Here is a 23,582-nt window from a genome sequence, read left to right as displayed (position 1 = left end):
TCGAATGACCGCCGGCCTTTTGTTTGGTTAATTAATAGAAAAACTCATTAGCCTTTCTCACTCCGACCAACGGAGAAAGTTTTGTCAAAAGCATTTCCTGCACTTTTTGCGGAAGTGCCCTTCCTTGACTAGGACAGTTCTGCACACAGCGCATGCAATCAATACATTTCAGAGCATCAGTCTGAGTCGGATCCTCTTTTGAAATAGCGCCGACGGGACAGTTGGTCGCACAAGTCCCACATTTAAAACAAGAGACCGGATCAGCTATCGGTGCCACCGGCATTCCGGTAAATTCTCGATATGGCTGAGAGCCGGGTACTTTTGGCTCTGAGTAATCCATCTCATCGTATTTATATTTTGCGCGGTTAGCAAACGCCTCTGCTTCCTGGAAGTCTTGTTTATCCGGTCTGTCAGCGGCAACCTCCGGATGGAAAACATGTCGGGCCACAAACGCGGCACTGGCGAACACCTCAAAACCTTCGCCAACAAGAATGGTATTCAGTTCTAATAAAGCATCGTCATAAGCTCGATTTCCATACACAACCATAGTGATCGCGAGTGATAGATCTCCGCGCATGCGCTGCAATTTTTCTGCCAAAGGAACCGGAAGCCGTCCACCATAAACCGGCGCAGCAAAAATAACAATGTCTTCTCTCTGAAAGTCGAGAGGACCATCAGAACGTGTTAGATCGACGTAAATAGGATTCGGACCGAAGGTCTCAGCAACCTTGGCGGCATACTCTTGAGTGCTTCCGCACGGGCTGTAGTAAAGGCAGTAGAGCATATTTGTTTTTTTGATTTAGGTTGAGGATATTGATATTTTCTCAGAAATTCCTTGTATTGAAGAATGCAAATGCTGATTTTCCTTATCGGGATTGCGAGAGCTATACGCCGCTTTTATCCGTTCTCTGGAGCGAGTGCCGGTACTACGAGAACTCGTTGCTGGTCCATCTCGTTTTCCTCTCGACTACAATTAGTCAACTCTCTAAACATCTAAGGTGCAGCTTTGTTAATCGGACTAACTGGCGGAATCGGCTCCGGCAAAACAACGGTCTCCGATCTTTTTGCCGAGCTTGGCATAAAAATTATTGACACCGATGTTATTTCTCAGAATTTAACAGCTGCGGGCGGAAGTGCAATTTCTTTGATCTTAGAAAACTTCGGCCCGAAATCTATTGCTCTTGACGGAAGCATGGATAGAAAGTTTATGAGAGAAAAGGTCTTTAACTCTTCCGATGAAAGAAAGAAACTCGAAAGCATTCTGCATCCTCTTATCCGTGAAGAGGTTAAACGTCAAATTCAAAATTTAGACGGCCCCTACTCCATTCTCGCTGTCCCTTTGATGAATAAAGATTCAAGTTGGATTCGGCTTTGCGACAGAATTCTTTTGGTGGACTGTCCGGAAGAAGAACAAATTCGCAGAGTAAAGCATAGGAGCGGACTTGAGCCTGCAGAAATAAAAAAAATTATCGATAGTCAGTCTTCGGTTCGGGACAAACTATCTTTCGCAGACGATGTGCTTTTCAATTACAGTGAAAGAGACTACCTCAAAAAAGAGATTCTGCACTTACACCAAATTTATTTAAAGCTATCGGGACTCTGCCCAAAATCGGCCTAAATAAGACTATCCGTACTTCTATTTGGCTTTTGTTATTTAGAATGCAAACTTTTAAAAATTCCCTTTATTTGTATGCTCGGCGACTTGATTTTTAATATTTAGTCTTGGCGGTATGCTAAATTATTAAGTGGTGAATAGGGTCACAGAACACATGAGTAATGATCTTTTGAGATATGAGTTTCCGTCTACAGAAAAGACTCGTACTTTTCTGAGACTTTCTTATCTCTTTAAACAATTGGAATGGTTTGCCGAACAGGAGTTTCCGCAAGATCATCAAGCTGCAATACGAAAATATTTTGAAATCCAAGAAGTAACAAACCGCGGAGATCAAAAAAATGATATTTTGCAGGAACTAGAAAGGTTTAGAGTCTATCTGTCTCCTCTTGCCTCCAGTCCAAATGTCGATCAGTCTTCTCTTAAGAACACTCTCAATGAGATTCAAGCTTGCCGCACCGCTCTTACTAGTGTTGGAATCCGAATCTCTCATTTGGCGACCTTAAACGAATTTCTTAAGCTTCTCGCTCAGCGCTCTTCCATTCCCGCCGGCACCTGTGAGTTTGATCTCCCTATCTACCACCATTGGCTTAATTTACCGGCAGAAAGAAGAAAAGCAGACCTTCAGGGTTGGATAGCTCCCTTAAAACCTTATCACCAAGGTATCGACCTGATTCTTAAGCTTCTTAGAGGAAGTGCTGAAGTCACCGAAGCCATTGCTGCAAAAGGCGGATATCAGAAAGATCTTCAGGGTAAAACCTTCACACTTTTACAGATTTACGTAGACCCAAAATACGAGGTTGTTCCGAAAGTCTCTGCCAACCGGTATATGCTTTCTGTACGCTTTATACCGGTATCTTTTGATAAACCCGCCGTCACGGGCGCAATTTCTCAAGATATTCCTTTTAAATTGGGAATCTGCAACATTTAAAGAAAAATGGCTATCCAAGTTAAATGTCCGCAATGCGGAAAGATGACTGAGTATTCAGATAAAAACCCATGGCGCCCGTTTTGCTGTGAGAGATGCAAAATTATTGATTTAGGCGCATGGGCTAATGAGGATTACGTAATTCACGGACGTCCCATTGAAGGCGACGACGATCTGGATATCTCAAAAGATTCTTTGGCAAAAGGAAAAATCCATACCAAAAAATCTATCGAGCATTAATCAAAGAAGGCAGTAACGGCACTGTTGCCGGCAGAATAGGATCAGGAAGATTACTCTCAGAAAAGAACCCGTACTCCTGTCCCTCTTTACAAGTGATACTGCCTTCCCAGTCAGTACATCTGAAAAAATGAAGGCACACATCTGCGTGAGGATAGGAAAATTCTTCGCAATCCACCTCTTTAAAATCTTTGGGAATGATGCCTAACTCTTCTTCGAGTTCCCGGGAGAGGGCCTGCACCAAACTCTCTCCTTTTTCAACTTTGCCACCGGGAAGTTCCCAATAACCGGCATAGACCTTTGGTTCCGGACGGCTGGAAAGAAGAATTTCTCCTTCCTTGTTGATCAGTGCCGCGACTACAACTTCCGTAAACTTCTTATTTGTCATCCTTGAGCTTATTTCTGCCGGTCCAATCTCTTGCGAACTGATAAGCGACTCGTCCGGAACGAGAACCTCTTTGCAAGGCAAACTGCAAAGCTTCTACCTTCCATTCTTCATTGATTGGCCCGTTAAAGTGTCTTGTCCAACCTTCTGCAATCCTCAGGTATTCCTCCTGACTGAAAGGATAGAAACTGAGCCAAAGTCCAAACCTTTCGGATAAGGACATTTGCTCTTCCACCGTTTCCGCAGGATGAATTAATCCGGTTTCATCCATGCCGCAGTCCAAATTGTCCTGCATCTTCTCAGGCATTAAATGACGTCTGTTGGAAGTTGCATAAATAATCATGTTCTCGCTCGAGGCTGAGATAGAACCGTCAAGAATCGCTTTTAAAGCCTTATAAGCCGCCTCCCCGGGCTCAAAGGACAAGTCATCACAGAAGATAATGAACTTCTCCGGACGAGTCCGAACCAAAGCTGTTATTTCTCCGAGATACTTCAGATCAGACTTATCGACTTCGATGAGACGCAAGCCCTCAGGATAGAACTTAGACAAACACGAACGAATCAATGAAGATTTTCCGGTTCCTCTTGCACCCGTCAGCAATACATTGTTTGCCGGAAGTCCCTTCACGAACTGTTCGGTATTCAATAAAAGAATCTCCTTCTGTCTTTCGACGTTCTGAATGTTTTTTGGATCGACGAATGCAACTTCTGCGATAGGTTCCAGAGTTCCTAGCTCCACGCCGAAATAACTTTTCTGTCTCCAACGGAAGGCAGGTTTAGACCAGTCAATCTCATCAGGAGAAGGAGGCAGAAGAGGTTCGATCTTTTCGATGAAATGACCAAACCTTTCATAAAACTCTTTTCTTTGGCTCATAGACAATTAGCTGCGGTAATCGGCATTAATGGAAACGTAATCGTGAGAAAGATCAGTTGTCCATACGGTTTCGCTGGCTTCCCCTCTTCCGAGGTTGACGGTGACGAAGATTTCCGGCTTATTCATAACGGCTTGGCCATCTTCTTCTCGATAAGAGGCATAACGGCCTCCATTCTTGGCAACAAGAACGTCATCAAGCCATAAAGAAATTTTATTGGCATCCAAGTCATCGATACGAGAGTTTCCGACGGCAGCCAAAATTCTTCCGAGGTTAGGATCGGAAGCAAAGAAGGCTGTTTTGACTAAAGGAGAATGAGCAATAGCGTAAGCCACTTTAAGAGCTTCTGCTTCGTTCTTTGCACCGTCTACAGTAATTGTAATGAATTTTGTAGCACCCTCTCCGTCTCTAATCATGGACTGAGACAATTTCTGAGCCACTTCAATTAAAGAATCAAGAAGATCGTTGTATCTAGGATCTTCATCGCTTTCAATCGGAGGGCAATCCGCGCGACCGGTCGCGATAAGAATAAAAGAGTCATTCGTTGAAGTATCGCCGTCAACTGTGATGCGGTTGAATGAAGCATCTGCAACGGCACGAACTGTATCCTGAACGAGCTCAGCAGACATTCCGATATCTGTAGCAATAAAGCCGAGCATTGTTGCCATATTCGGTTCAATCATTCCTGAACCTTTGCTGATGCCAGTAACGGTAATATCAACTCCATCCAGCTCAACTCTCTTGGAAGCTGCCTTTGGCACTGTATCGGTTGTCATGATTGCTCTGGCAGCATCAATCCAATTGTTTCTGCCCATATTCTGGGCCGCTTTGGGGATGCCGGCCAAAAGTTTTGTCATGGGCAGCGGTTCCATGATCACGCCTGTTGAGAAAGGAAGAACCTTAATAGGAAGCGTGTTAAAGATATCAGCCACGGCCTGGCAGGTTTCTTCTGCATCGTGCAAACCGGTCAACCCGGTACCGGCATTAGCGCATCCTGTGTTAACTACAATTGCTCGGATGTCATTAGTCTCAAGCAAGTGCTCTCTGCAAATCTGTACCGGAGCTGCTGCAAATCGGTTCTTTGTAAAGACCCCAGCCACCTTTGATCCGGGAGCCAGTTCCATCAACATTAAATCTTTTCTGCCGACTTTCTTGATGCCAGCTTCAGCGGTTCCTAGAACCACCCCGGAGACCGGGAGAATGTCTTCAGCGACGGGAGCCTTAAGATTGACTGCCATGTTTTTTCCTTTTTAAAGTGATCTTTTTATTGTATAAAAAGAAAACCGACCATAAGGCCGGCTTCTTAAAGAAAAACCATTATTTCAGTTTTCCGTGGCAGTCTTTGAACTTCTTGCCGCTTCCGCACGGACAAGGATCATTTCTGCCTACATGAGCAAATTTCTCTGCTTCATCAGCTTCTTGTTCGAACATCGGTCCTTTCAGCTGACCTTCGGACTCATCAACATGAGCTTCCTGAGCCTGCATAGCCTGCTGCTGGGCCTGTTCTTCAGGAGTCGGCTGGCGGATCTGAACGTTCATCAGAACTCTTGTGACGTCCTCACCGACAGTCTGGAGAAGCGCACTGAACAATTCGAAAGCTTCGCGCTTGTATTCCTGCTTAGGCTGCTTCTGAGCGTAGCCGCGCAAATGAATGCCTTGACGAAGCATATCGAGCTGGCTGAGATGTTCTCTCCAATGCTGATCCAAGAACTGAAGAAGAACGTTTCTTTCGAATTCTTGCCAAGCCTCTTTGCCAACCAAAGCAACTTTACCGTCATAGACCTCATTGGAAGCCTTAATAACCATATCCAAAAGTTCTTGATCGTCGGAACTTTCAGATTTTTCAAGAGTAGCTTTCAGCGGAAGATCAAGGTTCCATTCTTCTTTAAGCACTTTTTCAAGACCGTCGAGATCCCATTGCTCTTCAACTGTGTCTTCCGGGACATAGCTGCGGAACAAAGAGGTGAAGAAGCCGTCCCTGAGTTCTTTAACCGGGCCGGATACATCTTTGTTTTCAAGAATTTCATTTCTCAAAACATAGATTTCGCGGCGCTGATCATTGGCAACGTCATCGTATTCAAGAAGCTGCTTACGAATATCGAAGTTTCTGGATTCAACCTTACGCTGGGCGCTTTCGATAGAACGAGAAACAATACCGGCTTCAATAGCTTCGCCTTCAGGGAGACGAAGCTTGTTCATCAAAGCCTGCATCTTTTCACCGGCGAAGATTCTCAAGAGAGGATCTTCCATAGAAAGATAGAATCTGGAGCTTCCCGGGTCGCCTTGACGGCCGGAACGGCCTCTGAGCTGGTTATCAATACGTCTTGATTCGTGACGCTCGGAACCAATAATTCTCAAACCGCCGAGAGCAACTACTTTCTCATGATCCAATTGCCATTGATTCTTGATGGCATCAATCTGAGCTTTCTTTTCGTCAGCAGTGAGATTCGGGTTGTTTTCTACTTCGGAAACAGCTTTGCTGATACCGCCGCCAAGCACGATATCGGTACCGCGGCCAGCCATATTAGTAGCAATAGTGACCATGCCGGGACGACCGGCTTCCAACACGATCTGAGCTTCTTTTTCATGCTGCTTAGCATTCAGAACATTGTGCGGAATGCCCTCTTTGTCAAGCATGTGGCTGATGAGCTCGGAATTCTCAATGGATGTAGTACCTACAAGAACCGGCTGTCCGCGTTTGTAGCAGTCTTTGACGTCATCGAGAATAGCTTTATATTTCTCAGCTGCAGTTCTGTAAACCTTATCCTGTTGGTCATCACGAATCATCTGGCGGTGAGTCGGAATAACAACAGTTTCCAAGCCGTAAATTTCCTGGAATTCGTATGCTTCCGTATCAGCAGTACCGGTCATGCCGGAGAGCTTTTCGTACATACGGAAGTAGTTCTGGAAAGTAATGGAGGCAAAAGTTTGGTTTTCCTGCTGGATCTTCACGCCTTCCTTAGCTTCAACCGCCTGGTGAAGACCGTCGGACCATCTTCTGCCCTGCATCAAACGGCCGGTAAATTCGTCAACAATAATGACTTCACCGTTCTGAACAACGTAGTGCTGATCCTTGATAAAGATTGTATGAGCTCTCAATGCTGCATTGAGATAGTGGAGAAGCATGATGTTCTGAGGAGAATACAAGCTTTGTCCTTCAGGAAGAAGGCCCATTCTGCTCATAATTGCTTCAACTTTTTCGTGACCGGCTTCAGACAACTGAACGGTATGAGCCTTCTCATCCACCCAATAATCGCCCTCACCTTTTTCTTCTTTCTGTCGAGTCAGCTGATCCGGAATCTTATCGATCTGGACATAAACGTCTGTCTTGCCTTCGGCAGGACCGGAAATAATCAAGGGTGTTCTTGCCTCGTCGATCAAGATGGAGTCCACTTCGTCGACGATTGCAAAGAAGAGACCTCTTTGGCGTCTGGCGTTGACGTCATATTCCATGTTGTCGCGCAGATAATCGAAACCATATTCATTATTGGTTCCGTAAGTAATATCTGCTTGATAAGCGGCCTGTTTTTCTGCATTCGGCTGGTTAGAGAGAATGGTACCGACCGACATGCCCAAGAAGTTATAAACCTTGCCCATCCATTCAGCGTCACGCTTTGCCAAATAGTCGTTAACTGTAACGACGTGTGCGCCTTTGCCGGGCAAAGCATTCAAATAGACGGCTAGAGTGGCGGTCAGAGTCTTACCTTCGCCGGTTCTCATTTCAGCAATTTTGCCGTCATTCAAAACCATACCGCCGATGAGCTGTACGTCAAAATGTCTCATTCCTAAGACGCGCCAGCTGGCCTCTCTTACTACAGCAAAGGCTTCAGGCAAAAGCTTGTCTAAGGTTTCACCGTCAGCGAGTCTCTTTCTGAACTCAACGGTCTTGGCCTTTAATTCTTCGTCACTCAGAGCCTTAATTGAAGGTTCGAGCTTGTTAATTTCTTCAACTTTACGGCGATATTGTTTGATAAGTCTGTCGTTGCGACTTCCAAAAATCTTCGTCAGAAAACTAGCCATTCAGTATTCTCTTTTAATTGAGGGCGTCAATATAGAACCCTGACACCCGATTTCTCACATATAAACTTGGTGATTTTACACTCTATCTTGGTACTTCTTGTCGGTAAATGTGAATTTAACTATTATTGATAAAACGTGTTGAAAAAATCTTTTCTAACTATTTCCGTAACGCAATGATTCCATTTGCAAAAAGAAAAATTTCTGCCTATGACAGATTGAAGAGAACTCCTATTGGAGTTGCGGTCATGAATGCTGAATTAGCCGACAGAATCGCGCGCATTATCAACCCTATTTGCAAACGAATGAATTTGGGTATGGAGATCACCGGAGCACAGTGCTTTTTGACTCGGGAGACGGTTAGAAAAAAAGATAATAACCCGTACGATATCGACCCGAACGAGGATCCGAACTTCGCTTATGAAAATGTTCTCGTTTTAAATCTTCTTTTTCCTCACCCTGCTTATCTCGCGAAATTTGCGTCAATTAAGCCGGAGGTAGAAAACGCTTTAATACTAAACGGAATTACAACGTTAAAAGTCGTAGGCAAAGTTGTCCATCCTCAGAAGTGAAAGTCTCTACCTTGGCTTCCGATTCTAAAAAATCACGACAAAAAACCGAAGGAATGCTTTTTGCGATTGACAACGGTAAAAGCAAAACGCTCTGCAGGATGAAAAGATTCTGAGGCCGTTATTGTATTTCCTTCGCGGTCCAAATAGCATCGAACAATTTTCAAAGCCGGTTCTCCCGGTTTCGAATTGAAGTGTTCAGCCACCTCCGGGCTCATATGCACCGCCGAAAAAGTTTGTCTTACTTCAGCACATTCAATGTCGAGAAGTCCTTCGATCAAAGACACGATCAGTTCTCTCGGATGTCTTCTCGCTTCCTCAGCCACGTAGGCTATGCTTTTTCTGACGTAGACATAAGTTACAACCACCGGCTCATTTAAGTTTTTATCGGCCACGCGAATATTTTTAAATCTGACCCACGGCTCATTTTCAGTCAAACAGAGCTGTTCGGAGAGCGCTTTTGTTACAAGCACATCCTCCGTCGCTTCTATAAGACGCGGAAATTGATTACCGTAGTAGTCAATCGCACGAATATCAGAGAGTTCATGGAGAAATTTGCCATTCTGGACTTTACTTTTAACTCGCGTTCCAATATGAGGACGTCTTTCAACAAACTCTGCCTTCACCATGGCATCCAGCGCCTTTCTAACCGTATCTCGGCTGACCGAGAGCTGCTCGGCCAGTTCAATTTCTCCCGGGATAATTGAGCCCACGGGCCAATCTCCGCTTGTAATCTTCGCAACGAGCTTTTCCGAGACTTCCTGCCACAACTTTTTTCTCATGCTTCCTCTTTTGTTGGGACGAAATAGACACAAAACCAAATTCATTTTCTTGTGAACTCACTGGGAATAAGGCTTCTTCTATTTGTTGCCTACATAATATGTCTTATTTGTTTGCCAACATATCACAACTATTTAATTTTTAAAAAGAATATAAACCCTAACCCCGAAAAAGTTTGATCAGCATCAAAACATATTCATTCTTTTGTACGTACATATACTCACTCCAGCACAATAACAACAACCTATTCATTGTTAAGTTTCTTAAGGAGATTAAAGTGCCTTCTACAGCTATCGACAGCCAAATCCACGGATGCATGTTCAGCACCGACGAAATGAGAAAAACTCTGAGTGACGAAGCGTGGGTCCAAAAATGGCTTGATACCGAAGCCGCTCTTGCAAAAGCTCAAGGCGAACTTGGAATTATTCCAAAAGACAAAGCTGACACCATTCAGAAATATGCCAAAGCCGAGCTTCTGGATATTCCTTCAATCGGAGAGTTCTACAAAAGCTCCATCACCATTGTTCCTTTGCTGAAAGCCTTCAAGAAGGTCCTTCCTGACAATGCAGGCGAGTTCGTTCACTGGGGTGCCACCAGCCAGGACATTGTTGATACAGGTATTGTTCTTCTTGAAAGAGATGCCTATGAAATCATCCTTCGTGATATAAAGCTTTGTCAAGAATATTGTTTGGACCTTGCCAAAAAGCACCGCAACACTGTTATGTCCGGGAGAACCCACGTTGTACATGCTCTTCCGATTACTTTCGGCTACAAGGCCGCTATCTGGGCAGATGAGCTCGGACGTGACATCGAACGCTTAGAACAAATCAAAGACCGAGTTTTTGTCGGTGAAATGGCCGGCGCGGTTGGGACTCTAGCATCCCAGCCAGAACACGGACTTGCCGTGCAGAAGAGGATGATGGAAATTCTCGGTCTCAATGTTCCTACAATTGCATGGCACGTTGCTCGTGATAATCAGGCAGAGTTTGTTTCCGTTTTAGCTCTTTGTGCCGGAACCCTCGGCCGCATCATCCATGAGATTCTGACTCTCCAGAGAACAGAAATTCTTGAACTTGAAGAGCCCTTCTTCATGGGCAAAGTCGGTTCTTCCACGATGCCACATAAACGCAACCCTGCCGTCCTAGAAAACGTTTTAGCCCTTCTTCGCAACGTGCGCTCTATTGCACCATCCATCGTTGAATCGATGATTAGCGAAAACGAAAGAGACTGGGGATGCTTCCTTTCCGAATGGGAAGCCATTCCTCGCGCCTGCCACATGATGGCAGCTGCCCTTGAGAAGTCCAAGAACATTCTCAAAAACTTGATTGTTTATGAGAAGCACATGGAACGAAATCTTTTCAAACAAAAAGGCCTGATGATGAGTGAATGCGTCATGATGCATATGGCTCCGCGTCTTGGCCGAATGACAGCGCATGAAATCATCTACAAAGGTGCTATGGAAGCCTACGAAAAAGAAATTCCGTTCAAAGATGTGCTGATGAATACTCCGGCAGTCAAGGAAGAGTTTACCGAAGAGGAAATTGATCACATGCTCAATCCTCACTCCTACATCGGATTGGCTCCGGAATTCGTCGATCGAGTTCTGGCCAAATATTCCAAATAATTTCTTTTCATCCGGCTGCTTTACCAGCAGCCGAACCTCAATTCAAAGGTATTTGTATGCCTCAACGTTCAATCAAGCTGTGGCAGGCAGTTGTTCCTGTCCTCGTGTGTTTACTCATATGGCTATATCCGGTGCCGGAAGGCCTAAAGCCTGAAGCTTGGCACATGTTTGCCATCTTCGTTGCAACCATTGTCGGTATTCTTTGCGCTCCGCTTCCGTCAGGCGCCATTATGTTCATTTCTTTGGCGGTCTGTATTTTTACAAATACGCTGACCTTTAAAGCGGCTTTATCCGGTTTTGCCTCCGGCACAGTATGGATGATTTTTGCCGCTTATGTTCTGTCTCTAGGCTTTGTCCAGTCCGGACTCGGCCGGCGCATTGCTTACAAGACACTTTCTTTATTCGGCGGTTCTTCACTTGGCATCGCGTACTCTCTAGGCCTAGCAGATTTATTCCTAGCACCTGCTATGCCGAGTGTAACAGCACGTTCCGGCGGCATCATTCTGCCGATTTCAAAGTCTATTAACCAAGTGCTCGACAGTGAACCGGGCCCGAAGCAGAAACGGCTTGGTGAGTTCTTAACCATGACCTGCTTTCAGTTCACACCGATCACCGGCGCTATGTTTATGACCGGTATGGCTGCAAATCCATTGTGCGCGACACTTGCTAAAGAAGGTCTAGGCCTTGAGCTCTCTTGGATTGGCTGGTTCTGGGCTGCCGTTGTCCCATCCATGATTTGTTTCTTCCTGATGCCTCTTCTTTCTTACAAGATTCTCAACCCCGGCTTGAAGAAAACTCCCGAAGCCAAAGTCATGGGAAAAGAACAGCTTCTTGCAATGGGTCCGATGTCCTCGCAAGAAAAGAAAGTAGCTCTCGGTTTCATCATCGCGTTATTAGGCTGGGGGACCACAATGTGGACCGGTTATAACGCCAATGCCATCGCTATCGCTCTTGCTGCTTTCTTGTTTGCAACCGGCGCAGTTAATTGGAAAGACGTCTTGAATGATAAGGCAGCTTGGGATACCGTAGTTTGGTTCGGCATCATTATTTCCTTAGCTACCGGCCTCACCTCTTTAGGGTTCATTAAATGGATGAGTGCAGGATTTGCTTCCATGCTCACAGGCATGGACTGGATGGTCGCGTTCGTCCTTCTCGGCTTCCTGTACATCTACCTTCACTATGTCTTTGCCACAGCCTCCGGCCATGTTGCAGCCATGTACGTTCCGTTCTCTATGGTTGCGATCGGCGCAGGCGCTCCTCCGATGATGGTTGCAATCTGTTTTGCAATCTTCTCGAACTTTATGTGGGGAATTACGGAATACGCCGGCGGACCAGGCCCGATCTATTACGGCCAGGGCTACTTCGAAAGACCTCGGTTCTACGGAATCAACTTTGTACTGGTAACCATTAACGTTCTGATTGTTTTTGCCAGCGGTATGCTTTGGTGGAAACTTATCGGCCTCTATTAAGCCTAGAGCAATCTTGAAAACACAGAGGATGCCATCAGGCATCCTCTATGTTTTTGGCGTCTAAAGTTCTTTTGAAAAGTATCAGAAGAACAAATGATCAGATATTTGGAATAACAAGTGCATTGGTAAAGGCAGGAGGGGCCTTTGAGCTGTCTTCAAAAGTCACGAATTCCCAGCTGTCCGGTTCGGACAATAGTTTCCTGAGAAGCTTATTGTTCAAATCATGACCGGACTTGAAGGCCTTGTAATGAGCAACGAGAGGATGTCCTAAAACATACAGGTCTCCCATGGCGTCAAGGAGCTTATGTTTGGCAAATTCGTCATTGGAGCGAAGACCGTCCGGGTTAAGAACGTGGTAATCATCCATCACAACGGCGTTATCTAATGTACCGCCCTGGGCCAAGCCGTACGAGCGAAGCATCTCCAAATCATTGACGAAACCAAAAGTACGGGCTTTGGCGACATCGTTGATATAGGTATGGTTGTCAAAGTCAACTTCGACAAACTGTGCTGTTGCATCAATAGCGGGATGACCGAAATCAATGGCGAAGGACAGCTTATAACCGTTAAACGGTTCTAAGGATGCCCACTTATCACCGGCGTGAATTTCAATTGGCTTTTTAACGCGAACAAATTTTCTTGGTGCGTCTTGTTCTTCAACGCCTGCCGCTTTAATCAAGAAAACAAAGGATGCACCGGAACCGTCCATGATTGGAATCTCAGCACCGTCAACTTCAACGTAGCAGTTGTCAATGCCAAGTCCGGATAAAGCACTCATCAGATGCTCAATCGTTGCAATCTTGGCTTGGCCTTTATCCAGAGTCGTTGCCATACGGGTATCGTTAACTCTTTCAGGTTCGGCTTTAATTGCAACCGGCGGATTCATGTCGATTCTTCGGAAAACAATCCCGGTATCGACCGGGGCAGGACGCAAGGCTAATTTAACTTTGCGTCCGGAATGCAAACCGATACCGACAGTTTCAAAAGCTTTTTTAATCGTTCTCTGTCTAATCACTGAATTAAGTTCCTTGGATTAGTTCTTCTTTCTAAGAAAGGCCGGAATTTCATGTTCGAACTGCGGCTTTTCTTCTTCCTGCTGGGCCTGTTCGGCAGTGTTAGGAACAGAAGCATTGTTGGACCATAGTCCGCTGCCTTGTCCATTGCGAGGATTCAAACTGGCGAAACCTCCTTGGTTGAAGCCCATACCGCTGTTCATCATGCCGAAAATAGTATTGTCTTTGCGTGCTGGAGGCACTTGGAAGCTGTCATCGGGTTGTGCGATTGGTCTTGAAAATGCTCCAGCCGCCCCAAAAGGGCTATGAGCTCCTTGATCCTGCTGAGGATGTTGAGGAGGACGCGGTTCAGCTGCTCTCTGAACTTGCGGTTCCGGCTGAACCGGCTGAGAAGCAGGGGCCTGAGTCTGGGAGAATTGAGAAACAAAGCTCGGTGCATTGGACTGAGGAGCAGCTGCAGGCTGCTGAACAGGCTGAACAACTTGCTTCGGCTCCGGCATAACATTGACTCTGACTTCAGCAATTTCTTCTACCTGTACAGGTGCCGGCTGTTGAACCGGTTCTCTGGGTTCAGAAGCGGGGAAGGGGGCTGCAGTCTGCTGTTTTAACGGGTTAGAAAATCCGGTTGGATTTCTGATTTCGAACGGGTTAACCGGAGGTTCTTGAACTGCCGGCTGGGGTTCTCTAGCCGGTTTTGCAGGCTTGTCCGGCTGACCAAAGAGGTCAACTCCCATCGCTGCAGGAGGAATCGGATCAGTATGGGCCTGAGGCTTCCATAAACCGGCAGCCTGACTCTGAGGAGCAGCAGTCGGTTGAGGTGTCGGAATGGTGTAGCTGGGATCGATTGAATCTTGATCCAAGCCTGTCGCAATAACGGTAACGCGAATCTTATCACCGAGGGTATCGTCATACACACTGCCGAATACAATATTGGCGTCCGGGTCAGCGAAGTTGCGCACAGTTTCCATAGCCATACGGATTTCAGACATCTTAATGGCCTCGCTGCCCGAAATATTGACCAATACACCGCGTGCACCCTTAACATCAAATTCTTCAAGCAGAGGGCAGCTGATGGCTTGAGAAGCTGCCTGCAATGCTCTGTCTTGGCCCTCAGCTTCTGCAGATCCCATCATGGCGGTACCGCGTTCGCTCATCACTGTACGAACGTCTTCGAAGTCTGCATTGACCAAGCCCGGAGCCTGAATAATTTCGGAAATACCTGCTACGGCGTTGTACAGAACTTCGTCGGCACGGGCAAAACATTCACCGATCGTGGCATCCTCGCCAAGCTCCATTTCGAGCTTGTCATTGAGAATAATGATCAAAGAATGAACTCGAGCCTTCAAAGCTTTGATGCCGGCCTCCGCATTTCTCATGCGGCGGTTGCCTTCAAAAGAGAACGGCTTGGTAACAACGGCAACGGTAAGAATGCCCAATTCCTGGGCGACTTCGGCCACGATTGAAGCTGCTCCGGTTCCTGTACCGCCGCCCATCCCGGCTGTAATGAAAACCATGTTTGCCCCACGCAATGCGTCGGCAATTTCTTCGCGAGCTTCATTGGCTGCTTGCTGGCCGACTTCCGGTTTACTGCCGGCGCCTAAGCCAGTGTGCCCAAGCTGGATTTGTATTTCTGCTTCACTTTGGGATAAGGCCTGTCGATCCGTATTAGCAGCAATGAACACCACATTGCCTTTGACCTGTTTACGGATCATATTGTTAATTACATTGCCACCGGCTCCGCCGACACCAATTACCTTAATCAGTGCACCGCTTTCGCCGTTTTCCATCATTTCAAACGCCATCTGCTACTCCAAATTTATGCGGCTTTACCCACATTAAAACTTCTTAATTCTATTAGGAAAATGAATTTCCTAAAAGTTTCCTGTAAACCAGCTTTTCAACATATTTTTTACCGTTGTAAGGCCGCCCTTCTTTCGTGGCGCTCCGCCTCCACCGTAGTATCTGGCAGTTTCGTCGGCCAGGTAACCGAATAAGGTTGCATACTCGGGAGAGGAAACTCCCGCTAGTTTCTCAGGCAGTGTCTCCGTTGAGAATTTATTAGGTGAATAAAAAATATTTGTTTCATACTCGATAATCGGATAACCAATACGAACGTTGATATATCCTCCGGCCATATATCCGCTGAATACTTCTCTTACCAGTCTTTCTATACCCTTGAGCTGTGCTCCGCCGCCGGTCAGAACCACGCCGTAAGAAATCAAGTGACGAAGGTTCTTATCGCGCAAACGGTTGTAAATCGCCTCAAGAATGTCGCGCAATTTCATATCAATAATTCCCGAGAGGGCTTGTCTTGTCAAGACTCGGTTATGTTCATGCGCAAACCCTGCGTAAGACGGTAAATCATAAGAATCGTTTTTGTCGCAATGCGGGTCAAAACGAACATGTCCCATAGAAACTTTGAGATTTTCTGCATCGATTTTAGACAATTGCGTCTTGATAGAAATCTCATTAGTCAAAGACTCTCCGCCTCCCGGGAATACCGCCGTGTACTGAACAGCATTGCCGTAATAAACCGCAACCTCAGTTAATTCAGCCCCAAGGTCGATCAAAATTACACCAAGATTCTTTTCTTCTTGCGTAAGAACGGCAGAAGCCGAACTCAGCGGATTAAAGTTCAAACGGCTTTCGATCAATTCAAGACCGCTTCTTCGAATAGCTTTACCAATGTTCTGACAAGGAGATGTCTGAGCCGTAATTACATGCAGTTTGGCATCCAAGCGGTTTCCGTCCATACCGACCGGATGATGGTATCCCCATTTAAAATCAATAGCATACTCCTCAGCCAGAACTTGGAGATACCGCATTGACGGCGGCAAACTAGTTTGCTGAACGTTTCTGAAGATTTCATCCACATCAGACTGTTCAATCTCTCCTCTGCGAGTCACGACCGTCATATGAACATTGTCTGACATGATATGGGTGCCTGAAATGCCCGCGGCCACCCTGGATATATTCACATCGGCAGACTTTTCAGCTTCTTCTACGGTTTGTCGAATAGCATCGACCAAAGGATTAATTTCAACTACTACACCTTCTCTTACGCCGACACTGCCGCACACTCCCATCCCGACAATGCGATAAGTTCTGTCGGATAACGGTTGGGCAATTGCACAGGCAATCTTAGAAGAACCTATGTCCAACGCGGCTATTAAGTCATCTGCCTTACTTGGCATCTTTTATCTCCGTTTCCAATACGTCTGAATCGTCCGGTTCAGGTTCTATTTCCGGACGTTGAACAGCTACGCCTTTTGTATACCTTGCGTCAATTTTTCGCGGATGCGCCCCCAAATGGTCCTTCATCTGAGGCATCATATTCAATACTCTTTCCAGCCTCAAACTCATAGCCTGATTTGTATCGCTCCCTTTAAAAACAACTTCAACATTCTTGTCTTCGGAATTTTTGAAAACAAGATACCAACCGCTCATCGGAGTCAGTGTCAGAGACACAATCTTCAATCCTCTCGGTTGGCAGATTTTGTCGAAATCTAAATACTGCTGGTAAATTTTTGCACTTAGTTCAGGCGGTCCGTAGATATGGGGAAGTTCCCCTTCGCTTTCGGCCACCGCCTGGTTTTCTTCAAAAATTACACCGTCTTGCGACAAAACCTCTTGCTCTCCCCACAGCGCTACCGGCTTATGAAGATACAAGAAGATCTTCAGCCGATTCGGCCACTCTCTCTTTACCGAAACATCCTTTACCCATGGAATCTCTTTCAAGGTATCTCGGATCTTCGAGATATCAACCGTAAAGAAAGTTCCGCTGATCTTGCCTTTTAATTTTTCTGCAACAACGGGGGCCGTAATGGCTTCTTGATTGCCGTGAACCACAACATCGATTCCCTTTAACCAAAAAACCGGTTTCTGGATTGCCCACCACACGGCAAAAACCAGCAGTACGAGGATGATTAAAATCGAGACGAAATCCGTCAGGAAATTAAAAGTTTTATCACTCCACTTGGACATCCACTAACCCTTTAGTGCAGCCCCTTCTGCCACGAGGCAGACCAGTTCCTGATAGCTGAGACCGACGGTCTTAGCGGCTAAAGGCACAAGTGAGTGCGGCGTCATGCCAGGTGCCGTATTGATCTCTAAAAGAACAAAACTGCCGTCAGGTCTAAGCATAACGTCTACTCTTGACCATCCTTGAATTCCTAAGACTGCAGCTGCTTTTTCTACTGCGGCCAAAATAGCGTCTCTGACATCATCTCTGACTGCGGCAGGGCAGATATACTGAGTCTCATCCGAGAAGTACTTATGTTCGTAGTCGTAGTCTCCCTTAGGTGCAACGATTTCAATAATCGGCAGCGCCTTAAGGCCTTGCCCGTCATGTTTATCCAACACGGCAACGGTAAGTTCTCTCCCGACCACCAGCTCTTCTACCATCACCTGCATGCCGTCTTCCGTAGCTTTTGTAACGGCTTCCAAAAGAGATTCAGGAGTAGCGTCGTTGATACGATAAAGACCAATGCTGGAACCTTCTTTGCTAGGTTTCACAATCAAGTTTTTGCCGAGCAGGCGAATAATTTCAGCCATATTGCTGTCAGCAGTGACGGTGGTTCCGCGGGGGACAGGGAGACCAACGGACTCCCAGACCTTCTTAGTCATGACTTTATCAATACTGATAGCTGAAGCAAACACGCCGCTGCCTGTGTACGGGAGTTTGATGTATTCCATTAAGCCTTGGATTACACCGTCCTCTCCTCCCTTTCCGTGAAGAATAAGAAATGCTCTGTCATAATCCTTGCTGACGAGCTCTTCTATGTCCTGTTCCTGAGGGTCAAAAACCTCTGCATCAACATTAGCATCACGCAATGCTTTGAGTACGCCCGAACCACTCATCAAGGAGACTTCTCTTTCGGCCGAAGTTCCGCCCATCACAACGGCAACTCTGCCTAATTTTTTTTCTTTACTTGCCATAATTCTTTCCTTTAGCCATTAATTTAGACGGAATACCTCCGATACTGCCGGCACCCATCACTAGCAAAACGCTGTCATCGGACACATGCAATTCAATTTGTTCTTCTACTTCTTCAAGATTGGCGGCAAAAATAGGTTCCACCTTCCCTGCCAGTCTGATTGCTCTGCAAAGACTGCGGCTGTCAGCTCCGACAATCGGTTCTTCCCCTGCCGGATAAACTTCACACAAAATCAGCTTATCGACCGTAGAAAGCACTCTTACCAGATCTTCAAAACAGTCGCGGGTACGAGAATAGCGATGCGGCTGGAATGCCAAAATAATTTCTTTATCCGGATAGGCTCCGCGCGCAGCCTTAATCGTGGCAGCCATCTCCGCCGGGTGATGACCGTAGTCATCAACCACTAAATATTTCTTTCCTTCTTTTGTCTTGGCTTGGCCCCAGATAGAAAACCTTCTTCCAACACCGGTAAATTCCGTCAAGGCCTGTTGAATTGCTTCAACCGGAGCTTCCACCGAGAGAGAAACGCCGATTGCTGCAAGAGCATTCAAAACGTTATGCATTCCGGGGAGATTCAATACAATTTCAAACGGTTTCACAGGGAACTTAGAAGTCTCCACTGTAAATTTCATCTGAGTACCTTCGGCACGAATATTGGTCGCTCGAATCTGCGCATCTTGTCCGAATCCGTAAGTAATAACCGGTTTGGAAATCTTCGGCAAAATAGAGCGGACATTTTCGTTCTCAATACAGACGACCGCTTTTCCATAGAAGGGTAGACGCATTGTGAAATCAATGAACGCCTGCTTCAGTTTATTGATGTCGTGGCCGTAAGTATCCATATGGTCGGCATCAATGTTGGTTACAACAGCCACTACAGGGGTCAGATACAGGAAGGAAGCGTCGGACTCATCTGCCTCCGCCACAATAAATTGACCTTTTCCTAATTTTGCATTGGAGCCGGCGGCATTTAACCTTCCGCCAATCACAAAAGTCGGATCAAATCCTGCAGTCTTCAGAATGGAAGTAACCAAAGAAGTCGTTGTCGTCTTTCCATGCGTTCCTGCAATAGCAATGCCGTTCCGCAGTCTCATCAGCTCCGCAAGCATGATTGCACGGGGAACTACCGGGATGTTATTTTCCTTAGCGTAGACAACTTCCGGGTTGTCTCCGTGCACGGCGCTGGAAATCACAACTACATCGGCATCGCCAACATGCTCTCCCGAATGGTTATAGAAAATACGCGCGCCTAACCTTTCCAGACGTTCCGTCGCAGCATTGGCCTTCAAATCTGATCCGGAAACTTCATAACCAAGGTTTAACAAAACCTCAGCAATACCGTTCATTCCGGTTCCACCAATGCCAACAAAATGTAGCCGTTTGACTGCAAACATGCTTTTTCCTAATCCGTAATGTGTTCAATAAAATCCGCAACTGTAGTTGCAGCGTTGGGCTTTCCGAGCCCTTTGGCTTTCTTAGCCATTTCCAATAACTTTTCTCTGTCGAGACTTCCTATAATTTCAGCCAGTTTCGGCGGCGTCAATTCTGTTTGCGGCAAGTAAATGGATGCACCGGCATCCTGCATGTACTTGGCATTTCCGACTTGATGAGAAGTAGTTTTAACCACAAGGGGCACTAATATAGCAGGAACACCGGCTACCATTAACTCAGAGACGGAAATTGCACCGGCTCTGGCCAGCACTACGTCTGCTTTCATGTAGGCGGCTGCCATGTCATCGATAAAAGGAACGACTTCAGCTTCGACACCGAGCTCCTTATAAAGATTTTTGACCTTTTCCAAGTCGTTTACGCCGCACTGGTGGACGATCACCGGTCTTACCTCTTCCGGAATCAGAGCGATTGCCTTCGGAGCATTTTCATTGAAAACACGTGCTCCTAAAGAACCTCCGAAAATCAATAGATTCAGCTTACCGCTCCTGCCGGCATATCTTTCTTCCGGAGAGGGCAAAGAGACAATCTCTTTTCTGACAGGATTACCCGTCACGACAGCGCGTTTGCCCGCTTCTTTAGCGGCTTTTCCGTCGAAACCGCACATCACGCCGCTGGCATTGCCCTGAATCATCTTGATGCTCAGCAGCGGATCCGCATCACTGTTCATCAAAACATAGGGAATGCCTTTAAGACCCGCGCCTAGACACACAGGTACGGCAATGTACCCGCCGGTAGAGAAAACAGCATCTGCTTTCACTTCAGTCAAATACTTTTTGGATTGGAAGATCGATGAAAGAAGTTTAAATCCGCCGAATAAAAGAGTTTTAAGACCTTTTCCTCTTAAGCCTTCAAAGTCCAATGCTGTAAAAGGTATTCCGTGCCTTTCCACAAGACGTTTTTCCATACCGGCCTTTGTGCCAACCCATGAAACGTCCCAACCGCGTGAGATCATGATCTTAGCCACCGCTATACCGGGCATCACGTGACCACCGGTACCGGCCGCTGCTATAACTAAATGCTTCTTCATACCATTCCCCCACGCATAGTAAGTTTATTTTCGTAATCGACCCGAAGCAGCAAGGCTGCAGCCGCTAAACACGCCAGCAGCGCCGATCCTCCGTAACTGACAAACGGAAGAGTCAACCCTTTCGTCGGGAGCAAACCGCTGGCTACGCCGACATTGATAAAGGCTTGCACACCAAACCAAATGGCTATACCTTGAGCGACAAGTCCTGAGAAAAAGTGTTTCAACAAAATAGCCTTTCGGCCGATTTCGAAGGCTCTCTTAACGAGCCAAAGGAAAAGAGCAAGAACTACTAAAACACCGACGAAACCCAGTTCCTCTCCGATAATGGCCAAGATAAAGTCCGTGTGAGCTTCAGGCAGATAATTTTGTTTTTCAATAGCGTCTCCCAGACCCACTCCGAATATCTCTCCTCGACCGAAAGCTATCAATGAGTGAGAAAGCTGGTAAGACTTACCTAGCGCATGATCGGCTGACCAAGGATCCAAGTAGGCAAAGATGCGGGCCATACGCCATGGAGACGTCAAAATAACGCCGATAAAAATACTTATCAGCACCACAAAAATGCCGATAAAGATCCCGAAATTGATTCCTCCTAAAAAGAGGATGCCCATCGAGATACAGACAATCATAATCAGCGCACCAAGGTCAGGCTCCAACAGCACAAGCAAACCAACCAAACCGATAACGATTCCCATCGGCAGGAAACCTTTCTTGAAGCTGTGCATAAAGTTCTGCTTGCGGACGGTAAAATTCGCCGCAAACAGAAGCGCCGCCACTTTCATGAATTCCGTTGCCTGAAGCTGGAAAGGCCCGACTTGAATCCAGCGATAAGAACCATTGACGTTCTTACCAATCCCCGGGATCAGCACGGCAATCAGCAACCCAAAACCCAAGAAGAAAATAAGAGGCGAGAACTGCTTCCAAACTTTCATCGGGATTGTACTGACTATCACCGCAACCACGGCAGCAACCCCTAACGAAATGGCGTGCTTGACAAGGAATGCATCGACGGCAACTTTGTACTTGGGAGAATCAGACAAAGAGATTGACGCTGAAAAAACCATCAGCGTTCCGATTAGCACTAAGCTGAAGACAACAAAAAGCACTCCCCAATCAGGAGAAATCCCGGTCATTGATCGGCTCGGTGCGTAGGGAATCGCGGCCTCGCTGGCGTCTCCCACCGTTGTGTTGATCTGGAGATCGCCTTCTCCTTTTCTAAAATACTTCAGCACAAAGTTCCTTCATCTTCTGCAATTTGCTTGGCGCAATCAATAAATTGCTGCGAACGATCGGCGTAATCTCTGAACATATCCCAGCTAGCACAGGCCGGAGACAACAAGATCACATCACCTTCTCTGGCATTTTGACGGCATGCCGTTACTGCCCCTTTCATATCCTTGGCGTGAATCTTGGGAATATCCACATCAGCCAGCACCTCTTCAATTTGAGGAGCATCTCTTCCAATCAAAACAACTGCACGACAATGTTCTTGGATCGGTTTTTTCAGCGGAGTGAAATCCTGACCTTTTCCGTCCCCGCCGAGAATAATGACTACTTTTCTGCCTTCAAATCCTTCTAAAGCAGCCGCAGTAGCGCCGACATTCGTACCTTTTGAATCATCAATATATTCAATGTCTCTGGAAGTCAAAACCGTCTGGACACGATGAGGTTCTCCTCGGTAAGTTAGCAGTGCCTTCTGAAGATCCGAGAGTTCAATACCCGTAGACGAAGTTAAAGCAGCCGCAGCCAACGCATTGGCCTTATTGTGATTTCCTCGAATCAGGAGAGAATTAGCCGGAACGATGTTGAAATCTTCTCCGTCTTCGTCCACATAGGAGAGCCAGGGGAAGGCGCCTACTTGTTCAACACCGAAGTCGCCTTTATTTTCCGGGGCGTTCAAGCCGAAAGTACGGACTAAAGCAGGGTTTACTGCCTGTGCAAAACTAATCGACACCGCATCTTCACGGTTTAAAACGCGAATCGTATCTTTCGAAAAGATCTTAGCTTTGGCAGCAGCATAAGCTGCCATCGAACCGTGCCAATCCAAGTGGTCTTCCGTTACGTTCAAAAGCGCTGCTGCATCACATCTCAAGGAAGAAGTTGTCTCGAGCTGGAAACTGGAGAGTTCTAATACCCAATAGTCCGGCAGCTTCTGCTCTTTTTCCAAGCGAGTAACCTCGGCCAGAGCGTTAGGACCGACATTGCCTGCAAAGCACACGCTGTGGCCGCTTTCGCCGACAATATGGGAACTCAGCATGGTCGTCGTAGTCTTACCGTTAGTTCCGGTAATTCCAATTACCTTAGGGGCGTAACCGGTTTCTTCTTTAAGTTTTGCCAAATGACGGGCAAAGAGTTCAATTTCTCCGACAACATCAATTTCTTTGGCTTTCGCAGCGGACACCAGCGGAGCGATTGCCGAAAAGTACGGGGAAATACCCGGCGAAAGAACAAGCAGTGACTCGTCAGTTAACTGAATATCGTCCAAATCTCCGCCGATAAACTTGACCTGCGGAAATTCTGTCTGCAGAAGTTTTAAATTTGGCGGACATTCTCGAGTATCCAACGCAGTTACGTTCCAGCCGTTTGACACCAAGTATCTTACGGCTGTCATTCCGGAGGCTCCAAGGCCAACTACTATTGCCTTTTCTTGCTGCATAGCA

At 46.5% G+C, this 23,582-nt stretch carries 20 protein-coding genes and 1 pseudogene; 6 read left to right on the top strand and 15 right to left on the bottom strand.

The features are described from left to right. Nucleotides 1-31: 31 nt before the first annotated feature. A complete protein-coding gene (locus ACYQ4O_RS06415; RefSeq protein WP_308513258.1) occupies nucleotides 32-784 on the bottom strand; it encodes a 4Fe-4S dicluster domain-containing protein in 753 nt (250 codons plus the stop codon). A gap of 222 nt (nucleotides 785-1,006) precedes the next feature. On the opposite strand from ACYQ4O_RS06415, the gene coaE reads away from it, so the two are divergent. From coaE to ACYQ4O_RS06400, 3 genes are all read left to right on the top strand, one after another. Beyond that, the gene (gene coaE / locus ACYQ4O_RS06410; RefSeq protein ID WP_308513257.1) at nucleotides 1,007-1,618 is read left to right on the top strand and encodes a dephospho-CoA kinase; all 612 of its coding nucleotides are present in this window, start codon (nucleotides 1,007-1,009) and stop codon (nucleotides 1,616-1,618) included. A 151-nt stretch (nucleotides 1,619-1,769) separates the two neighbouring features. After that, nucleotides 1,770-2,543 carry a cell division protein ZapD gene (zapD, locus tag ACYQ4O_RS06405; RefSeq protein ID WP_308513256.1) on the top strand — a complete coding sequence of 258 codons (774 nt, stop codon included), beginning with the start codon at nucleotides 1,770-1,772 and terminating at the stop codon, nucleotides 2,541-2,543. Nucleotides 2,544-2,549: 6 nt separating this feature from the next. Further along, entirely contained in the window at nucleotides 2,550-2,780 is a 231-nt protein-coding gene (locus ACYQ4O_RS06400; protein ID WP_169711908.1) for a DNA gyrase inhibitor YacG, read from the top strand. On the opposite strand, the gene ACYQ4O_RS06395 is transcribed toward ACYQ4O_RS06400, so the two are convergent. From ACYQ4O_RS06395 to secA, 4 genes are all read right to left on the bottom strand, one after another. Then, nucleotides 2,767-3,165: a (deoxy)nucleoside triphosphate pyrophosphohydrolase gene (locus ACYQ4O_RS06395; RefSeq protein ID WP_460175113.1), complete on the bottom strand. Its 399-nt coding sequence runs from the start codon at nucleotides 3,163-3,165 to the stop codon at nucleotides 2,767-2,769. The two genes, ACYQ4O_RS06400 and ACYQ4O_RS06395, sit on opposite strands and share 14 nt — an antisense overlap. Next, the gene (locus tag ACYQ4O_RS06390) at nucleotides 3,155-4,036 is read right to left on the bottom strand and encodes an ATP-binding protein (RefSeq protein WP_460175112.1); all 882 of its coding nucleotides are present in this window, start codon (nucleotides 4,034-4,036) and stop codon (nucleotides 3,155-3,157) included. Before ACYQ4O_RS06390 ends, ACYQ4O_RS06395 begins: the two co-directional genes overlap by 11 nt. Nucleotides 4,037-4,042: 6 nt before the next feature. Further along, nucleotides 4,043-5,272: a bifunctional glutamate N-acetyltransferase/amino-acid acetyltransferase ArgJ gene (gene argJ / locus ACYQ4O_RS06385; RefSeq protein ID WP_460175111.1), complete on the bottom strand. Its 1,230-nt coding sequence runs from the start codon at nucleotides 5,270-5,272 to the stop codon at nucleotides 4,043-4,045. A gap of 79 nt (nucleotides 5,273-5,351) precedes the next feature. Then, the gene (secA, locus tag ACYQ4O_RS06380) at nucleotides 5,352-8,054 is read right to left on the bottom strand and encodes a preprotein translocase subunit SecA (protein WP_308513252.1); all 2,703 of its coding nucleotides are present in this window, start codon (nucleotides 8,052-8,054) and stop codon (nucleotides 5,352-5,354) included. Between the two features lie 173 nt (nucleotides 8,055-8,227). On the opposite strand from secA, the gene ACYQ4O_RS06375 reads away from it, so the two are divergent. Continuing rightward, entirely contained in the window at nucleotides 8,228-8,623 is a 396-nt protein-coding gene (locus ACYQ4O_RS06375; protein ID WP_460175110.1) for a hypothetical protein, read from the top strand. A 32-nt stretch (nucleotides 8,624-8,655) separates the two neighbouring features. Here the strand turns inward: ACYQ4O_RS06375 and ACYQ4O_RS06370 are convergent, their stop codons facing one another. After that, complete coding sequence (locus tag ACYQ4O_RS06370) at nucleotides 8,656-9,402, bottom strand: GntR family transcriptional regulator (RefSeq protein ID WP_460175109.1); 747 nt, start codon at nucleotides 9,400-9,402, stop codon at nucleotides 8,656-8,658. A 275-nt stretch (nucleotides 9,403-9,677) separates the two neighbouring features. Between ACYQ4O_RS06370 and purB the strand changes: the two genes are divergently transcribed. Together purB and ACYQ4O_RS06360 are read left to right on the top strand one after the other, a co-directional pair. Further along, nucleotides 9,678-11,024 (top strand): adenylosuccinate lyase, encoded by a 1,347-nt coding sequence (purB, locus tag ACYQ4O_RS06365; RefSeq protein WP_460175108.1) that lies wholly within the window; start codon nucleotides 9,678-9,680, stop codon nucleotides 11,022-11,024. Between the two features lie 56 nt (nucleotides 11,025-11,080). Then, complete coding sequence (locus tag ACYQ4O_RS06360; RefSeq protein ID WP_308513248.1) at nucleotides 11,081-12,493, top strand: DASS family sodium-coupled anion symporter; 1,413 nt, start codon at nucleotides 11,081-11,083, stop codon at nucleotides 12,491-12,493. Nucleotides 12,494-12,590: 97 nt separating this feature from the next. On the opposite strand, the gene lpxC is transcribed toward ACYQ4O_RS06360, so the two are convergent. The 9 genes and pseudogenes from lpxC to murD form a co-directional block, all read right to left on the bottom strand. After that, nucleotides 12,591-13,508: a UDP-3-O-acyl-N-acetylglucosamine deacetylase gene (gene lpxC / locus ACYQ4O_RS06355; RefSeq protein WP_308513247.1), complete on the bottom strand. Its 918-nt coding sequence runs from the start codon at nucleotides 13,506-13,508 to the stop codon at nucleotides 12,591-12,593. Between the two features lie 729 nt (nucleotides 13,509-14,237). Further along, a pseudogene (ftsZ, locus tag ACYQ4O_RS06350) lies at nucleotides 14,238-15,308 on the bottom strand (cell division protein FtsZ); the annotation flags it as partial. Nucleotides 15,309-15,377: 69 nt separating this feature from the next. Continuing rightward, nucleotides 15,378-16,700 carry a cell division protein FtsA gene (gene ftsA, locus ACYQ4O_RS06345; protein WP_308513246.1) on the bottom strand — a complete coding sequence of 441 codons (1,323 nt, stop codon included), beginning with the start codon at nucleotides 16,698-16,700 and terminating at the stop codon, nucleotides 15,378-15,380. Next, nucleotides 16,690-17,490 (bottom strand): cell division protein FtsQ/DivIB, encoded by an 801-nt coding sequence (locus ACYQ4O_RS06340; RefSeq protein WP_308513245.1) that lies wholly within the window; start codon nucleotides 17,488-17,490, stop codon nucleotides 16,690-16,692. Before ACYQ4O_RS06340 ends, ftsA begins: the two co-directional genes overlap by 11 nt. Nucleotides 17,491-17,493: 3 nt before the next feature. Then, nucleotides 17,494-18,444, bottom strand: coding sequence for a D-alanine--D-alanine ligase (locus ACYQ4O_RS06335; RefSeq protein WP_460175107.1), 951 nt, complete (start codon nucleotides 18,442-18,444; stop codon nucleotides 17,494-17,496). Beyond that, nucleotides 18,434-19,837 (bottom strand): UDP-N-acetylmuramate--L-alanine ligase, encoded by a 1,404-nt coding sequence (gene murC, locus ACYQ4O_RS06330; protein WP_460175106.1) that lies wholly within the window; start codon nucleotides 19,835-19,837, stop codon nucleotides 18,434-18,436. The genes ACYQ4O_RS06335 and murC overlap by 11 nt, the downstream gene beginning before the upstream one ends. Nucleotides 19,838-19,845: 8 nt before the next feature. Continuing rightward, entirely contained in the window at nucleotides 19,846-20,922 is a 1,077-nt protein-coding gene (gene murG / locus ACYQ4O_RS06325; protein WP_460175105.1) for an undecaprenyldiphospho-muramoylpentapeptide beta-N-acetylglucosaminyltransferase, read from the bottom strand. Beyond that, on the bottom strand, nucleotides 20,919-22,154 hold the full coding sequence (ftsW, locus tag ACYQ4O_RS06320; RefSeq protein ID WP_460175104.1) for a putative lipid II flippase FtsW: 1,236 nt from the start codon (nucleotides 22,152-22,154) through the stop codon (nucleotides 20,919-20,921). The genes murG and ftsW overlap by 4 nt, the downstream gene beginning before the upstream one ends. Continuing rightward, nucleotides 22,148-23,578 (bottom strand): UDP-N-acetylmuramoyl-L-alanine--D-glutamate ligase, encoded by a 1,431-nt coding sequence (gene murD, locus ACYQ4O_RS06315; RefSeq protein WP_460175103.1) that lies wholly within the window; start codon nucleotides 23,576-23,578, stop codon nucleotides 22,148-22,150. The genes ftsW and murD overlap by 7 nt, the downstream gene beginning before the upstream one ends. Nucleotides 23,579-23,582: the final 4 nt, after the last annotated feature.

It is taken from the genome of Turicimonas sp. TL08, from assembly GCF_054660695.1.
This window is presented reverse-complemented; position numbering and strand designations above follow the sequence as displayed.

What these genes read in the sequence shown, in the direction of transcription:
- ACYQ4O_RS06375 (WP_460175110.1), top strand. Translation starts at nt 8,228, where the DNA reads ATGATTCCATTTGCAAAAAGAAAAATTTCTGCCTATGACAGATTGAAG.
- zapD (WP_308513256.1), top strand. Translation starts at nt 1,770, where the DNA reads ATGAGTAATGATCTTTTGAGATATGAGTTTCCGTCTACAGAAAAGACT.
- ftsA (WP_308513246.1), bottom strand. Translation starts at nt 16,700, where the DNA reads ATGCCAAGTAAGGCAGATGACTTAATAGCCGCGTTGGACATAGGTTCT.
- ACYQ4O_RS06370 (WP_460175109.1), bottom strand. Translation starts at nt 9,402, where the DNA reads ATGAGAAAAAAGTTGTGGCAGGAAGTCTCGGAAAAGCTCGTTGCGAAG.
- ACYQ4O_RS06415 (WP_308513258.1), bottom strand. Translation starts at nt 784, where the DNA reads ATGCTCTACTGCCTTTACTACAGCCCGTGCGGAAGCACTCAAGAGTAT.
- argJ (WP_460175111.1), bottom strand. Translation starts at nt 5,272, where the DNA reads ATGGCAGTCAATCTTAAGGCTCCCGTCGCTGAAGACATTCTCCCGGTC.
- murD (WP_460175103.1), bottom strand. Translation starts at nt 23,578, where the DNA reads ATGCAGCAAGAAAAGGCAATAGTAGTTGGCCTTGGAGCCTCCGGAATG.
- murC (WP_460175106.1), bottom strand. Translation starts at nt 19,837, where the DNA reads ATGTTTGCAGTCAAACGGCTACATTTTGTTGGCATTGGTGGAACCGGA.
- ACYQ4O_RS06400 (WP_169711908.1), top strand. Translation starts at nt 2,550, where the DNA reads ATGGCTATCCAAGTTAAATGTCCGCAATGCGGAAAGATGACTGAGTAT.
- ACYQ4O_RS06360 (WP_308513248.1), top strand. Translation starts at nt 11,081, where the DNA reads ATGCCTCAACGTTCAATCAAGCTGTGGCAGGCAGTTGTTCCTGTCCTC.
- ACYQ4O_RS06335 (WP_460175107.1), bottom strand. Translation starts at nt 18,444, where the DNA reads ATGGCAAGTAAAGAAAAAAAATTAGGCAGAGTTGCCGTTGTGATGGGC.
- murG (WP_460175105.1), bottom strand. Translation starts at nt 20,922, where the DNA reads ATGAAGAAGCATTTAGTTATAGCAGCGGCCGGTACCGGTGGTCACGTG.
- secA (WP_308513252.1), bottom strand. Translation starts at nt 8,054, where the DNA reads ATGGCTAGTTTTCTGACGAAGATTTTTGGAAGTCGCAACGACAGACTT.
- ACYQ4O_RS06390 (WP_460175112.1), bottom strand. Translation starts at nt 4,036, where the DNA reads ATGAGCCAAAGAAAAGAGTTTTATGAAAGGTTTGGTCATTTCATCGAA.
- ACYQ4O_RS06395 (WP_460175113.1), bottom strand. Translation starts at nt 3,165, where the DNA reads ATGACAAATAAGAAGTTTACGGAAGTTGTAGTCGCGGCACTGATCAAC.
- ACYQ4O_RS06340 (WP_308513245.1), bottom strand. Translation starts at nt 17,490, where the DNA reads ATGTCCAAGTGGAGTGATAAAACTTTTAATTTCCTGACGGATTTCGTC.